The sequence below is a fragment of the Kitasatospora sp. NPDC101155 genome (assembly GCF_044768305.1).
Lineage (GTDB): Bacteria > Actinomycetota > Actinomycetes > Streptomycetales > Streptomycetaceae > Kitasatospora.
In genome coordinates, this window is sequence record NZ_JBIWPN010000012.1 from 112,438 (window position 1) to 127,160 (window position 14,723).

Consider the following 14,723-nt stretch of genomic DNA (forward strand, 5'->3'; position numbering starts at 1 on the left):
TCTCGAATCAGTGTCCGGATGCGACCTGGATCACCGTCGGCCCGCGCGGCGGTCCCGGCACTCACCCGAGGCCTTCACCGAACGCCTCCAGGAACCGACGATTCACCGTCAATACGAACCGTCGCCCACCCGAAGGCGGTACGATCCCCGAGGTGCTGAGCGAGAACCAAGCCAGCACAGCAGCTCCTTTGCCTGCACTGCCAAACCGGGCTGGTTCCAACCCGGCTGGTGTTGATCTTGTAAGCCCCGCCACCTGCTAGGTGTCAGGCAGAGTGAGCCAGGAATCCCCCTGCTTCAGCTGGGGGAGGGTTCAAACGATCTGCTCACCCCAGAGCAGCAGCGCACCGCTCGCGCCCGTCCCGAGCTGCAGTCCGCCGCCTTCGCCGGCGGGCCGCAGCGGGGTGGACTGCAGGAGCGCCCCGTCCGCCCGGTAGCCCGCCTCGGCGATGGCCCGGCGGATCTCCTCCGCCTCGGCGAAGGTGCGGGCCAGCGCGACGAAGCGCTCGGGCTTGCGGGCCAGCACGGCGCGCACCACGTCGAGGCCGCCGGACTCCACCACCGCGGCGTCCGGCTCCGGCAGCCCGCCCAGCACCTCGGGGCCCCGGCCGTGCACCGTCTCCACTTCGACGCCGTACCGGCGGGCGTTGACGGTGAGCCGGGCGCAGGCCGAGCGGGAGGCCTCCACCGCGACCACGGCGGCGCCGAACCGGGCCGCCTCCACCGCAAGGGCGCCGCTGCCGGCGCCGACCGACCAGACCAGGTCCCCGGGCCGTGCACCCAGACGGGCCAGCACCAGCGCGCGGACGTGCGCGGGGAGTGCTCCCGACGCGCCCGTTTCATCCTCCGTGCGCCCGGCGCCCGCGTAGGCGTCGACGGGGAGCGCCCAGCCGCGTTCCGCGCCGGGGTAGCCGACCGGGCGCCCGGCCAGCCAGCCGGCCGCCTCGTCCACCGCCCCGGGCTGGGCGGTGCCGCCGATCACCAGCACCACGTTGGGGTCGCGCCAGACGTGGTCGGCGATCCGGTCGGAGGTCAGGACGGCGACGTCCTCCTCCGGGGTGCCGAGGGCCTCGCAGACCACGAAGGTCCGGTGCACCCCGCGCAGCATCAGGGCGAGTTCGCTCGGGCCCGCGCCCGGCGCGGTGAGCACCGCGACCTTGGGGTGGGCCCGGCAGATGTTGGCCGCGCGGCGCAGCCGGCCGCCGTGGGCACTGACCACCTGGGCGTCCTCCCAGGGCATCCCGGCCCGCGCGAAGGCGGCGGCGACGGAGGAGACGGCGGGCAGGACTTCGAGTTCGAGGCCGTACTCGGGGCGACGCAGGGTGCGCACCACCCCGAAGAAGCCCGGGTCGCCCTCGGCGACCACGACGGCGGCGCCGCGGTGCTCGGCGATCCGCTTGGCGGCCTGCTGGATGTTGCCGAGGGTGATCCGCTCGGCGGCGTCCGGCACCGGGAGGGCGCCCAGTTGGTAGGGGGCGCCGGCCACCAGGGTCGCCGCGGCGAGGGCCGCACCGGCGGCCTCGGTCAGCGGCGTTCCGTCCCACCCGATGACCGTGATCCGGTCAGCCATCTGCGGCCGTTCTCCCTCGACTCGTGCGCGGCTCGTCGCGCCGACTGTGCGGCACCGGTGCAGAGGCTACCGGGTGTGATCCCTTGGGGGCCGACATCTCGTACACATGTCCGTGCCGATCAGGTGGCCGGGTGCCGTCGAGGCGGCGACGGGCGGTGGATCAGTCGCGCAGCACGTAGCGGTGGTCGCCGTGCCAGCCGTCCCGGCGCAGGTCGGGCGACTCCAGGTCCTCCGGGAGCAGGCTCCACAGGATCAGGTCACTGCGACTCTCTTCCACGACCTCGCCGGACTCGCCCCGCACTATCCAGGCGCTGCGCAGCACGCCCTCGCTGATGCCGCCGATCTTCTGGGCGACCTGCTGGGCGGCGGTGTTCCCGGCGGCGGTGCGCATCTCCAGGCGCAGGAAGCCGCGGTCCTCGAACAACCACTGGGCGACGCCGAGCACGGCCTCCGGGGCGTAGCCCTCACCGCGGGCCCAGACGGCGGTGACGTAGGAGATCTCGGTGCTGCGCAGCCGCCAGTCGGTGTTGCGCAGCTCGACCAGGCCGACCAGGCGCTGGGTCAGGTGCTCGGTGACGGCGAAGACTATGCCGCGGCCGTCCGCCCGGTGGACGGGGGCGACGGTGCGGGCGAGCTCGGCCGCGTACTGCTCGGTGAAGGGGTGCGGGAGATCCGTCCAGGCCAGGACGAGGTCGTCGGCCATCATGGTGGCCAGGCCCGGGGCGTCGTCCTCCGCAAGGGGACGCAGCAGCAGCCGTTCGGTGCTGATGGCGGTCTCGGGGAAGCTCGCTGCCATGCCGTCTCTCCTCGCCGGGTCGTGAACACAACACCGTACGCCTCCGTCGCGCCCCGGGTACCACGCGGTGCGCCGCCGCACGACGGTACGTCAGAACCCGGTCTCCCGCGGTGTCCCTGGTGCATACTGCCCGACCGGGCCCCCGCCGAGGTGCGGCGGGGGCCCGGTCGAACGTGACAAGGTATGACCGTATGACGATCAGAAGGCCGGGATGACCGAGCCCTGGAAGGTGTCGTTGATGTACTTCTTGACCTCGTCGGAGTGCAGCAGCTCGGCGAGCTTCTTGACCCGCGGGTCGTTCTCCTTGCCCTTCTTGACGGCGAGGATGTTGGCGTACGGGTTGCCCTCGGCCTTCTCCAGCACCAGCGCGTCGGTGGCCGGCTTCAGGCCGGAGTCGATCGCGTAGTTGCCGTTGATGACGGCGGCGTCGAGGTCGGAGACCGAGCGGGGCAGCTGGGCGGCCTCCAGCTCCTTCCACTTGAGGTTCTTCGGGTTGCCCGTCACGTCGGCCGGGGTGGCGGTGGTGCTGACGCCGTCCTTGAGGGTGATCAGCTTGTTGTCGGCGAGCAGCTTGAGCGCGCGGCCCTCGTTGGTGGCGTCGTTGGGCAGGCCGATGGTGGCGCCGTCCGGCAGGTCGGTGATCGCCTTGACCTTCTTGGAGTAGAGGCCCAGCGGCTCCAGGTGCACGGTCTCGACCGAGACGATGTCGGTGCCGTGCTTCTTGTTGAAGTCCTCCAGGTACGGGACGTGCTGGAAGTAGTTGGCGTCGGCCGAACCGTCCTGCACCGCCGTGTTGGGGGTCACGTAGTCGGTGACCTCCTTGATGTCGAGCTTGAGGCCCGCCTTCTCCGCGAGGTTGTCCTTGACGTACTTGAGGATCTGCCCGTGCGGGGTGGGGCTCGCGACGACCTTCAGCGGCGCGTTCGGGTCCGAGGAGGAGGACCCGGAGCTGCCGCAGGCGGCCAGCGAGAGGGCGAGGCCGGCGGTGGCGAGGACACTGGTGAACTTCAGGGCGTTGCGCACGAAAAGTGCCTTTCTGCGTGTTCCTGGGAGCCGCGTCCGGAGTCGGACGAGGGAGGTCTAGGAGGCGACGAGGTCCTTGTCGGGAGTCGTCGGGGTGCGGCCGAGCAGCCGGGTCCGGCCGCCGGTGCGGCCGCGGTGGGCCAGGCGCTGGACGGCGAAGTCGCCGATCAGCTGGACGGCGGTGACGAGGATCACCAGCTCGGCCACGATGACCCACATGAAGGCCGTCTCGAAGCGCTGGTAGCCGTAGTTGACGGCGAGGGTGCCGAGGCCGCCGCCGCCGACCGTGCCGGCCATCGCGGAGTAGCTGATCAGGGTGATGACCGTGGTGGTGACCGAGGCCACGATGCCGGGCAGTGCCTCGGGCAGCAGGGTCTTGCGCACGATCGTCCAGGTGCTGCCGCCCATCGACTGGACCGCCTCGATCAGGCCGCGGTCGACCTCACGGACGGAGGTCTCGACCAGGCGGGCGAAGAACGGGATGGCGCCGATGGTGAGCGGCACGGTCGCCGCCTGCCAGCCGATGGAGGTGCCGACCAGCCAGCGGGTGAAGGAGATCAGCGCGATCATCAGGATGATGAACGGCACCGAGCGGGCGATGTTCACCACGAAGCCGATGGCCTTGTTGACGGCCCGGTTGGCGAGCAGGCCGCCCTTGTCGGTGAGCACCAGCAGCACGCCCAGCGGCAGGCCGAGCAGCACGGTGACCGCCGCGGACACCCCGACCATCTGGAAGGTCTCCTGTGTGGCGGGCCCCATCAGCGCCCACATCTGGTCCCAGGTCATGCCACCGCTCCGTTCCCCGCGCCGATCACGTCCACCTGCAGGCCCTGCTCGCGCAGGTAGCCGATCGGCACCACGTTGTCCTGGTGGGCGCCGGGCAGCTCGACCCGCATCCGGCCGACCATCCGGCCGGCGATGGTCTCGACGGCGGCGCCGAGGATGTTGATGTCGATCTGGTAGGTGCGGGCGAGCTGGGAGACGAACGGCTGGCCCGAGGTGTCGCCCTGGAAGGTGATCTCCAGCACGGTGGAGCCGGGCTGCCCGGTGCCGAACTCGCTGAGCGGGAACAGCTCGCGGGCCAGCTCCGAGCCGGGATCGGCCAGCAGGTCGGTGAGCTCGCCGGACTCGACCACCCTGCCGCCGCGCATCAGGGCGGCGGAGTCGCAGACGGTCTTGATGACGTCCATCTCGTGGGTGATCAGCAGGACCGTCAGGCCCAGTTGCTGGTTGAGGTCGCGCAGCAGCTTGAGGATCGAGCGGGTGGTCTCCGGGTCGAGCGCCGAGGTGGCCTCGTCGGAGAGCAGCACCTTGGGGTCGCCGGCCAGGGCGCGGGCGATGCCGACGCGCTGCTTCTGGCCGCCGGACAGCTGGTTGGGGTAGCTGCGGGCCTTGTCGCCGAGGCCGACCAGGTCGAGCAGTTCGGTGGCCTTGCGGCGACGCTGGGTGCGGTCCAGGCCGATGATCTCCAGCGGGAGTTCGACGTTCTGCTGGACCGTCCGTGAGGACAGCAGGTTGAAGTGCTGGAAGACCATGCCGATCCGGCGGCGCGCCTCGCGCAGCTCCCGGCCGGCCCGGTTCTCGCCGCCGGACAGCGCGGTCAGCTCGACCCCGTCCACGGTGACGGTGCCGGAGGTCGGGCGTTCCAGCATGTTCACGCAGCGGATGAGGGTGGACTTGCCGGCACCGCTGGTGCCGACGACTCCGTAGACCTCGCCCGGGCGGACGTGCAGGTCGACGCCGGCGAGGGCGGTCACCTCGCGGCCTCGGGAGCGGTAGACCTTCGTGAGGTCCGTGGTGGTGATCACAGCTGCTTCCGTGGGTCGGGGCGGGCGGCGGTGTCGACCGCCCGACCGGGGTTGCGGTCGGCGGTGTCCCACCACGCCTCGCCAGGGGGATCCGGACCTGCCACCCCTTGATCGTGGCCGCTGGACGGCCGGGCCGCGCGACGGCGTGGCCCTTACGAGTCATCGGCGGCCGCGGCTGGGCGGGCACGCCGGAGGAAGGGGTTCCGGGAGGAAGGCGCGCTCGCACGGACGGGAGCGGCGCCGGAGTCTCGCTTCGGGGCGCGAGGGGGAGGCACCCTCAGCGGGGTGCCCGGGGGCGGTGGCCCTCAGCAGTGACACATTCGACGGCACATGGCACGCTCACCTGCCGGCAGCGTGCCGGTGGGGGTCCAGTTCGTCGTCGCAGTCATGTGAGCCAGTAAAACAGATCAGCCGAATTGCGCCCAATTATTCTGCACAGCTGTCCGCATTACGGACAGACATAGCCGTGACCAGCGCAGATGCGACTCGGCGCCGCCACCTTCCGGTCCGGATGGTGGCGGCGCCGAGGAGCGGCCCGTAGGGGCTGGGGCTCAGGCGGTCGCGGCGATCGGGGTCGCGACGGGCTTCTCCAGGTGCACGAAGCTCAGCCGGCTGCTGACCTGCTCGACGGCGGTCTGCCGGTAGCCCTGGCGGGCGTACAGACGCAGGTTGCCGAGGCTGCGGTGGCCGGTGAACAGGTGGTAGGCGGTCACCGGACGGCCGTCGTCGGCGAGGCTGCGCTCCAGGGCGTCCAGGAGCCGCCCGCCCAGGCCGTGCCGCTGCATCCGGGGATGGACCACCAGGCGCCCTATCCGGCCGATGCCCTCGGCGTCGACGTGGCCGCGGACGGCGCCCACCACCTCGTCGCCCAGCCGGGCGACCAGGACGTGCTGCTCGGCCAGCTCGGCGCGCAGGCTCTCCAGGGTCTGCGTCAGGGGCTCGATCGCCCAGTCACCGTACAGCTCCGCCTCGGGCTGGTAGCCCAGGTACTGGAGCTTGAGGATCTGCTCGGCATCCTCGGCCGCCGCGGCCGAGATGATCACACTCATGCCCATGTGGAGGGGCCTCCCCAGTCGTCGTGCCCGGCGCGCAGAGGGTGGCGCGCTCACGCTCAGTATCCGAGGGATCGCACCACCGTCAAGAGTGACGTTCGCCAGCGCTCTACCCGGGTGTCAGCTCCCCTCAATCTTCGGAGGGGCAGACAGTGGCGAGTGTCACGCCGGGGCGGGCGGGGGCGTGGAAGGCGGCGAGGTGAGGCGGGAGGGCGGTACGGGGCGTCGCCGCGATCACTCAGAGGTAGCGCTCCGCATGGAGCAGCAGCCGGAGGCAGGCCAGGCAGCGGGAGCGGGTGGGGCCGATGGAGCCGCGGGGCATGCCGAGGCGCTCGGAGAGTTCGCGGTAGGTCGGCGGTGGGTCCTCGGCGAGGGCGGCGACCAGTTGGGGGCAGCGGCCGGGCAGGGCGGCGACGGCCTCGCGGACCACGTGGCGGCGGCGTTCGGCGAGGAAGACGTCCTCGGCCGAGGGGACGGGCGGAAGGGCTGTGCACACACCGTGCATGACGGGCCCGGGCGGGCGCGGTTACGCCCGGACCGGGGCACGTACACGGGAGGGGCGCGCCGGTCGGACCGCCGCGCCCCTCCCCCGCTGACCGACGGTCAGCTCTCGGCCCACTCCTGCTGCCGCGCCAGGTCCGCCTTCACCTCGACGAGCTGGACCGCGACGGCCGAGGGGGCGGTGCCGCCGCGCCCGTTGCGGGCGGCGATGGCGCCGTGGACGCTGAGCACCGAGCGGACCTCGGGGGTCAGGTGCGCGGAGATCGAGGCGAACTGCTCGTCGGTCAGGTCGGACAGCTCGATGCCCTGGGCCTCGCAGACCTTGACGCAGGCTCCGGCCACCTCGTGCGCGACCCGGAACGGCACGCCCTGCTTGACCAGCCACTCGGCGATGTCGGTGGCGAGCGAGAAGCCGGCCGGGGCCAGCTCCTCCAGCCGCTCCCGGTGCACGGTGAGGGTGGCCATCATCCCGGTGAACGCGGGCAGCAACACCTCCAGGGTGTCGCAGGAGTCGAAGACCGGCTCCTTGTCCTCCTGGAGGTCCCGGTTGTAGGCGAGCGGCAGCGCCTTGAGGGTGGCCAGCAGGCCGGTCAGGTTGCCGATCAGCCGGCCGGACTTGCCGCGGGCCAGCTCGGCGATGTCCGGGTTCTTCTTCTGCGGCATGATCGAGGAGCCGGTGGAGAAGGCGTCGTGCAGCGTGATGAAGCCGAACTCCTTGGTGTTCCAGATGATCACCTCCTCCGCGATCCGGGAGAGGTTGACGCCGATCATCGCGGTCACGAAGGCGAACTCGGCGACGAAGTCGCGCGAGGCGGTGCCGTCGATGGAGTTGCCGACGGAGCCGCCCTCGAAGCCGAGGTCGGCGGCGACGGCCTGCGGGTCGAGCCCGAGCGAGGAGCCGGCCAGCGCGCCGGAGCCGTACGGGGAGACGGCGGTGCGGGCGTCCCACTGGCGCAGCCGCTCGGCGTCCCGGCCGAGGGCCTGCACGTGCGCGAGGACGTGGTGGGCGAAGAGGACGGGCTGGGCGTGCTGCAGGTGGGTGCGGCCCGGCATCGCGGTGTCGGGGTGCGCCTCGGCGAGGCCGACCAGGGCGTACTGGAGGTCGAGCAGCAGGCCGCCGATGGTCTTGGCGTGGTCCCGCAGGTACATCCGGAACAGGGTGGCGATCTGGTCGTTGCGCGAGCGCCCGGCCCGCAGCTTGCCGCCGAGGTCGGCACCGAGGCGCTCCAGCAGACCGCGCTCCAGGGCGGTGTGGACGTCCTCGTCGGCGACGGTGCCGGTGAAGGTGCCGGCCTGGACGTCGGTGAGCAGCTGGTCGAGGCCGGCCAGCATGGCGGCGAGCTCCGACTCGGAGAGCAGTCCGGCCTTGTGCAGCACCCGGGCGTGGGCCTTGGAGCCGGCGATGTCGTACGGGGCGAGGCGCCAGTCGAAGTGGACCGAGGCGGAGAGCCTGGCCAGCGCCTCGGACGGGCCGTCGGCGAAGCGCGCGCCCCAGAGGCGGACGTCGGAGGACTGCTGGGCGGTCATCGCGGTGGCTCCTTACACGGCTGCAGTGCTGCACACATGTGCAGTAGGTGGCATAAGTATGCACGATGCCGCATGAAACACAAAACCCCGGCCGGAGCTGGTCCGAGTACCGGGGTTTCGAGGTGTCGAGGTGTTACTGGGCCTTGGCCTGGGCGAGCTGCATGAGGTGGTCGGCGAGCGCCTGGCCGCCGGACGGGTCCCGGCTGATCAGCAGCACGGTGTCGTCACCGGCGATGGTGCCGATGATCTCGAACACCTCGGCCTGGTCGATCGCCGAGGCCAGGAACTGCGCGGCCCCGGGCGGGGTGCGCAGCACGACCAGGTTGCCGGAGGCGGTCGCGGAGACCATCAGCTCGCCGGCCAGCCGGGCCATCCGGCCCTCGCTGGCCGACTCCCCCATCGGCGCACGCGGCGTACGGTCGCCGCCCTCGGCCGGGACGGCGTAGATCAGCGCGCCGTCCCGGTTGCGGATCTTGACCGCGCCCAGCTCGTCCAGGTCCCGGGAGAGGGTGGCCTGGGTGACCACGAGTCCGTCGTCGGCGAGCAGCTTGGCGAGCTGGCTCTGCGAACGCACGGGCTGGCGGGTGAGCAGGTCCACGATCCGCCGGTGGCGCGCGGTGCGGGTCTGCGGGACCTGCGGCGTCGGGCCGGCGGCGGAGGGGCCGGAGCGGGAATCGGTCATGTGATTATTCTCCCGGACGACGGTCAGCTCGCATCGGCCGGGGCGCTCTCGCGCACCATCCGGAGGATGCCGGGCAGCGCGGCCAGGAAGGCGTCCGCCTCCTGCTCGGTCAGCACCAGCGGCGGCGCCAGCCGTACCGCGTCCGGGACGGCCGCGTTGACCAGGAAGCCCGCCTCCTGCGCGGCGGCCTGGACCTTGGCCGAGACCGGCCGGGTGAGCACGATGCCGAGCAGCAGTCCGGCCCCCCGCACGTGCGAGACCAGCGGGTCGCCGATCGCCTCGACGCCGTGCCGCAGCCGCTCGCCGATCTTGCGGACGTGCTCCAGCAGGCCCTGGGACTCGATCGTGTCCAGCACCGCGAGCCCGGCCGCGGCGGCCACCGGGTTGCCGCCGAAGGTGGTGCCGTGCTGGCCCGGGGTGAGCAGCTCGGCCGCCTCGCCGAAGGCCAGCACCGCGCCCATCGGCAGGCCGCCGCCGAGCGCCTTGGCCAGGGTGACCACGTCCGGCTCGATGCCCTCCTCGGCCTGGTGGGCGAACCAGTGGCCGGTGCGGCCGATGCCGGTCTGGATCTCGTCCAGGACGAGCAGGGTGCCGGTGGCCCGGGTGATCTCGCGGGCGGCCCTGAGGTAGCCCTCGGGCAGCGGGACGGCGCCGTTCTCGCCCTGGATCGGCTCCAGGAAGACGGCGGCGGTCTCGGTGGTGACGGCCGCGCGCAGCGCCTCGACGTCGCCGAACGGGACGTGGGTGACGTCGCCGGGCAGCGGGCGGAACGGGTCCTGCTTGGCGGGCTGGCCGGTGAGCGCGAGGGCGCCCATGGTCCGGCCGTGGAAGCCGCCCTGGAGGGCGACCAGATGGGTGCGGCCGGTGCGCCGGCTGATCTTGAAGGCCGCCTCGTTGGCCTCGGCGCCGGAGTTGCAGAAGAACACCCGGCCACCCTCCCGACCGTCCAGCTCCAGCAGCCGCTCGGCGAGGGCGATGGTCGGCTCGGCCATGAAGAGGTTGGAGACGTGGCCGAGGGTGGCGATCTGCTTGCTGACCGCCTCGACCACGGCCGGGTGGGCGGTGCCGAGGGCGTTGACGGCGATGCCGCCGAGCAGGTCGGTGTACTCCTTGCCGTCGGCGTCCCAGAGCTTGACGCCCTCGCCGCGCACCAGCGGGATGCGGGGGGTGCCGTAGTTGTCGGTGAAGGTGTGCTGCCACCGGCCGGTGAGTTGCTCGTTGTGCGTCATGCCAGTCCCCCGGTCACGGTCGGTTCGTCGTCCGGCACGACCATCGTGCCGATGCCCTCGTCGGTGAAGATCTCCAGCAGCAGGCTGTGCGGGACCCGGCCGTCCAGCACGCGGGCGGTGCCCACGCCGGAGCGGACGGCGCGCAGGCAGCCCTCCATCTTGGGGACCATGCCGCTGGCCAGGCCCGGCAGCAGATCCTCCAGCTCGCTCGCGTTGAGCTGGCTGATCACGTCGTCGGAGTGCGGCCAGTCCTTGTAGAGGCCCTCGACGTCGGTGAGCACCACCAGCATCTCGGCGCCGAGCGCGACCGCGAGGGCGGAGGCGGCGGTGTCCGCGTTGATGTTGTAGACGTGGCCGTCGGCGCTGCGGGCGATCGAGGAGATGACCGGGATCCGGCCGTCGGCGATCAGTGCCTTCACCGCGCCGGCCTCGATGTTGACGATGTCCCCGACCAGGCCGATGTCGACCTGCTCTCCGTCCACCACCGCGTAGCGCTTGACCGCGGTCATGGTGTGGGCGTCCTCGCCGGTCATGCCGACGGCGAACGGGCCGTGCTCGTTGAGCAGACCGACCAGCTCCCGCTGCACCTGGCCGGCCAGCACCATCCGGACCACGTCCATGGTCTCGGGCGTGGTCACGCGCAGGCCGTTGGTGAAGCTGGACTCCAGCCCGAGCTTGTCGAGTTGGGCGCTGATCTGCGGGCCGCCGCCGTGCACCACGACGGGGTGGAGTCCGGCGTAGCGGAGGAAGACGACGTCCTGGGCGAAGGCCGCCTTGAGGCTGTGGTCCACCATGGCGTTGCCGCCGAACTTGATCACGACGGTCTTGCCGTGGAAGCGCTCCAGCCACGGCAGCGCCTCGATCAGCGTCATGGCCTTGGGCAACGCGTTGTTGTTGCGGGCCTGTTCGCCCTTGGGTGCGATCTGCACGGGTCTCGGTTCCTCGTCCGATCAGGTGTCAGCTGGAGTAGGCGCTGTTCTCGTGGACGTAGTCGGCGGTGAGGTCGTTGGTCCACAGCGAGGCGCTCGCCGTACCGGCGTTGAGGTTCGCGGTGATGACGACCTCGCGGCCCTTCATGTCCACCAGGTCGCGGTCCTCGCCCACGCCGCCGTCCTTGCAGACCCAGACGCCGTTGATGGCCACGTCGAGCCGGTTCGGGTCGAAGGCGGCGGAGGTAGTGCCGATCGCGGCCAGCACCCGGCCCCAGTTGGGGTCCTCGCCGTGGACGGCGCACTTGAGCAGGTTGTTGCGGCTGATCGTCCGGGCGACGTCGACGGCCTCGTCCTCGGTGGCGGCGCCGGTGACGTCGATCCGGATGTCCTTGCTCGCGCCCTCGGCGTCGCCGATCAGCTGGCGGGCCAGGTCGGCGCTGACCGCGCGGACGGCCTCGGCGAACTCGGCCTGGTCCGGGGTGATGCCGGTGGCGCCGGAGGCGAGCAGCAGCACGGTGTCGTTGGTCGACATGCAGCCGTCGGAGTCGATCCGGTCGAAGGTGGTGCGGGTGGCACCGCGCAGCGCGGCGTCCAGGGCGGCGGCGTCCAGGTCGGCGTCGGTGGTGAGGACGACCAGCATGGTGGCCAGGCTCGGGGCGAGCATGCCCGCGCCCTTGGCCATGCCGCCGACCGTCCAGCCGGCCGGGCTGGTGACCTGGGCGGTCTTGTGCACGGTGTCGGTGGTCTTGATGGCGATCGCGGCGGCCTCGCCGCCGGTCTCGCTGAGCTCCGCGGCGGCCAGGGTGACGCCGGGCAGCAGGACGTCCATCGGCAGCCGGACGCCGATCAGGCCGGTGGAGGCGACGGCGACCTCGCCCGCGTTGAGACCCAGCTCCTCGGCCGCCTTCTCCGCGGTGGCGTGGGTGTCCTGGAAGCCGAGCGGGCCGGTGCAGGCGTTGGCGCCGCCGGAGTTGAGGACGACGGCGGAGACCTGGCCGCCCTTGAGGACCTGCTCGGACCAGAGCACCGGCGCGGCCTTGACCCGGTTGGCGGTGAAGACGCCGGCCGCCGCGAGCGAGGGGCCGTCGTTGACCACCAGCGCGAGGTCCGGGGTGCCGGAGGCCTTGATGCCCGCGGTGACCCCGGCGGCCCGGAAGCCCTTGGCGGCGGTCACGCCGGTGTTCTGAGTGGTCACGGTGCGACTCCGTTCACGGGAAGGCCCAGCTCCTCGGGCAGTCCGAGGGCGATGTTCATGCTCTGCACCGCGCCGCCCGCGGTGCCCTTGACCAGGTTGTCGATCGCGCTGATCGCGATGATCCGCCCAGCGGTCGGGTCCAGGGCGACCTGGACCAGGGCGGTGTTGGCGCCGTAGACGCTGCTGGTCTGCGGCCACTGCCCCTCGGGCAGCAGGTGGACGAACGGCTCGTCCGCGAACGCCTCGGCGTAGGCGGCGCGCAGGCTCTCGGCGCTCACCCCCGGCTTGGCCTTGGCCGAGCAGGTGGCGAGGATGCCGCGCGGCATGGGGACGAGGGTGGGGGTGAAGGAGACGGTGACCGGCTCGCCCGCCAGCGGAGTGAGGTTCTGCACCATCTCCGGGGTGTGCCGGTGCACGCCGCCGACGCCGTACGGGCTGACGCTGCCCATGACCTCGCTGCCCAGCAGGTGGGGCTTGGCGGCCTTGCCGGCGCCGGAAGTGCCGGAGGCGGCGACCACGACGGCCTCCGACTCGACGAGCCCGGCCGCGTAGGCGGGGAAGAGCGCCAGGGAGACCGCCGTCGGGTAGCAGCCCGGTACCGCGATCCGGTTGCTGCCCTTCAACGCGGCGCGGTGGCCGGGAAGTTCGGGCAGGCCGTAGGGCCAGGTGCCGGCGTGCGCGGAGCCGTAGAACTGCTCCCAGTCGGCGGCGGCCTTGAGCCGGAAGTCGGCGCCGCAGTCGACCACCAGGACGTTCTGGCCGAGCGCCTCGGCGACGGCGGCGGACTGGCCGTGTGGCAGCGCCAGGAACACCACGTCGTGGTCGGCCAGCACCTCGGGGGTGGTGGGTTCGAGGATGCGGTCGGCCAGCGGGATCAGGTGCGGCTGCAGCGCGCCCAGGCGGGTGCCCGCGTTCGAGCCGCCGGTCAGGGCCCCGATCTCCACCTCCGGGTGGCCGAGCAGCAGGCGCAGCACCTCGCCGCCCGCGTACCCGCTCGCGCCGGCGACGGCGACTCGCAATGCCATGGCGTTCCTCCTTAGTCGTGGCATGAATATACGCGCGAAGGAAAAGTCATGCAAGGCTGGGCGTGGGGACCGCAGTGCCGGTCGCGAGGTGGGAGCGACGGGTGCCACCCCGGCTTCCGAAGCGGAGCAGCAGTGTTGAACTGCCGGGCGGGTTACCGCTTGACGGCCCGCAGCACCACGAACTTGGGGTTCCCGGCGACGAGTTGGCAGTTGCCGAAGAGCTTGCGCAGCTTGACGTGGTAGCCGAGGTGGCGGTTGCCGACCACCCAGAGCTCGCCGCCGGGCTTGAGCGCCCGACGGGAGCCGGTGAACATCCGCCAGGCCGTGGCGTCGGTGGTGGCCTGGTGGGAGTGGAACGGCGGGTTGTTGAGCACCAGGTCCACCGAGCCGGGGGCGAACAGCTCCGGGGCGAGCGCGTCGGCGGCGAGGAACTCGGCCGCGGCGTCCGGGCCCAGGTTGGTGCGGAAGGTCTCCTCGGCCGAGGCCACCGCCTGGTGGGACTCGTCCACGAACACCAGCTCCGCGCCCGGCCCGGCCAGCGCGGCGGCCGTACCGACCACGCCGTTGCCGCAGCCGAGGTCGACCACCCGGTCCCCGGCGGCGGGGGTCGGCAGGTGGGCCAGGAAGAAGCGGGTGCCGATGTCGAGCCGCTCGGCACAGAAGGTGCCGGCGTGGTTGACCACCGTACGGCCGGAGGCGGGGCCAACGTCCGGCGGCAGCGCGTAGCGGTGCGGCCACGGACTGGCGCCGGGGTCGAGCGCCGGGTCGGGGGTGCAGAAGATCAGCCGGGCCTTGCGGACCGCGAGCGAGGTGCGGGTCGGACCGAGGATCTTCTCGAAGAGCTGCAGGGTCGAGGTGTGGATCTCGGTGACCATGCCGGTGCCGACCACGACCGTGCCGGGGTGGATCGCCGGGGCGAGTCGGTGCAGCTGGTCCTCCAGCAGGGCCAGGCTCTTGGGGACGCGCACCAGCAGCACGTCGATCCGCTCCGGCGGGGTGTCCCGGGTGGTCAGCAGCCGGGCCTCGTCGACGGCGGCGCCGGCCCCGGCGAGGTTCTCCCGGGTCGCCTGCCCGCCGAGGTGGGAGTCGGTGATCTGGACCGGTTCGTACGGCGCGAGCGCAGTGGTCAGCGCGCCCCAGCGGTCGCCGAGGACGGCGATCCGGCGGCCGGTCAGCTCGGTCGGGGTGCCGGCGGCGCTGCCCGCCTCGCCGGCGAGGTGGCGCAGCAGGTACTCGTCGGCGGCGTCCCAGGCCCGCAGCCGCTCGCGCGGGTCCGCCGGGAAGCGGGTGAGATCGAAGGTGCCCCACGAGGTGGCCAGCGGGGTGGCGGCGGGCGCGGTCTGCGGATTCATCGTGTTCTCAGGCTATCGGACACCTGGTGGGGAA

General features: G+C 72.2%; 14 protein-coding genes. All 14 read right to left on the reverse strand.

Going from position 1 to position 14,723, the window contains the following annotated elements:
- Positions 1 to 310: 310 nt before the first annotated feature.
- Entirely contained in the window at positions 311 to 1,567 is a 1,257-nt protein-coding gene (cbiE, locus tag ACIRYZ_RS20010) for a precorrin-6y C5,15-methyltransferase (decarboxylating) subunit CbiE (RefSeq protein ID WP_402945900.1), read from the reverse strand.
- Between the two features lie 160 nt (positions 1,568 to 1,727).
- Positions 1,728 to 2,363 (reverse strand): GNAT family N-acetyltransferase, encoded by a 636-nt coding sequence (locus tag ACIRYZ_RS20015; RefSeq protein ID WP_393031933.1) that lies wholly within the window; start codon positions 2,361 to 2,363, stop codon positions 1,728 to 1,730.
- A 198-nt stretch (positions 2,364 to 2,561) separates the two neighbouring features.
- Positions 2,562 to 3,386, reverse strand: coding sequence for a MetQ/NlpA family ABC transporter substrate-binding protein (locus ACIRYZ_RS20020; RefSeq protein ID WP_393031936.1), 825 nt, complete (start codon positions 3,384 to 3,386; stop codon positions 2,562 to 2,564).
- 57 nt (positions 3,387 to 3,443) lie between these two features.
- A complete protein-coding gene (locus ACIRYZ_RS20025) occupies positions 3,444 to 4,172 on the reverse strand; it encodes a methionine ABC transporter permease (RefSeq protein WP_387627886.1) in 729 nt (242 codons plus the stop codon).
- Entirely contained in the window at positions 4,169 to 5,194 is a 1,026-nt protein-coding gene (locus ACIRYZ_RS20030; protein ID WP_402945903.1) for a methionine ABC transporter ATP-binding protein, read from the reverse strand. The genes ACIRYZ_RS20025 and ACIRYZ_RS20030 overlap by 4 nt, the downstream gene beginning before the upstream one ends.
- Before the next feature lie 551 nt (positions 5,195 to 5,745).
- A complete protein-coding gene (locus ACIRYZ_RS20035; RefSeq protein WP_402945905.1) occupies positions 5,746 to 6,249 on the reverse strand; it encodes a GNAT family N-acetyltransferase in 504 nt (167 codons plus the stop codon).
- Between the two features lie 235 nt (positions 6,250 to 6,484).
- Positions 6,485 to 6,742: a hypothetical protein gene (locus tag ACIRYZ_RS20040; RefSeq protein WP_393031950.1), complete on the reverse strand. Its 258-nt coding sequence runs from the start codon at positions 6,740 to 6,742 to the stop codon at positions 6,485 to 6,487.
- Positions 6,743 to 6,849: 107 nt separating this feature from the next.
- Positions 6,850 to 8,274: an argininosuccinate lyase gene (gene argH, locus ACIRYZ_RS20045; protein ID WP_402945907.1), complete on the reverse strand. Its 1,425-nt coding sequence runs from the start codon at positions 8,272 to 8,274 to the stop codon at positions 6,850 to 6,852.
- Between the two features lie 133 nt (positions 8,275 to 8,407).
- Positions 8,408 to 8,956: an arginine repressor gene (locus ACIRYZ_RS20050; protein ID WP_387627893.1), complete on the reverse strand. Its 549-nt coding sequence runs from the start codon at positions 8,954 to 8,956 to the stop codon at positions 8,408 to 8,410.
- 23 nt (positions 8,957 to 8,979) lie between these two features.
- Positions 8,980 to 10,185, reverse strand: a complete 1,206-nt coding sequence (locus tag ACIRYZ_RS20055; RefSeq protein ID WP_393031958.1) for an acetylornithine transaminase — start codon at positions 10,183 to 10,185, stop codon at positions 8,980 to 8,982.
- Positions 10,182 to 11,057 carry an acetylglutamate kinase gene (gene argB, locus ACIRYZ_RS20060; RefSeq protein ID WP_402946069.1) on the reverse strand — a complete coding sequence of 292 codons (876 nt, stop codon included), beginning with the start codon at positions 11,055 to 11,057 and terminating at the stop codon, positions 10,182 to 10,184. Before argB ends, ACIRYZ_RS20055 begins: the two co-directional genes overlap by 4 nt.
- Before the next feature lie 85 nt (positions 11,058 to 11,142).
- Entirely contained in the window at positions 11,143 to 12,291 is a 1,149-nt protein-coding gene (gene argJ, locus ACIRYZ_RS20065) for a bifunctional glutamate N-acetyltransferase/amino-acid acetyltransferase ArgJ (protein WP_402946071.1), read from the reverse strand.
- Positions 12,292 to 12,308: 17 nt separating this feature from the next.
- Positions 12,309 to 13,337, reverse strand: a complete 1,029-nt coding sequence (gene argC / locus ACIRYZ_RS20070) for an N-acetyl-gamma-glutamyl-phosphate reductase (protein ID WP_402945910.1) — start codon at positions 13,335 to 13,337, stop codon at positions 12,309 to 12,311.
- Positions 13,338 to 13,489: 152 nt separating this feature from the next.
- On the reverse strand, positions 13,490 to 14,689 hold the full coding sequence (locus tag ACIRYZ_RS20075) for a methyltransferase (protein ID WP_402945912.1): 1,200 nt from the start codon (positions 14,687 to 14,689) through the stop codon (positions 13,490 to 13,492).
- Between the last annotated feature and the right edge of the window lie 34 nt (positions 14,690 to 14,723).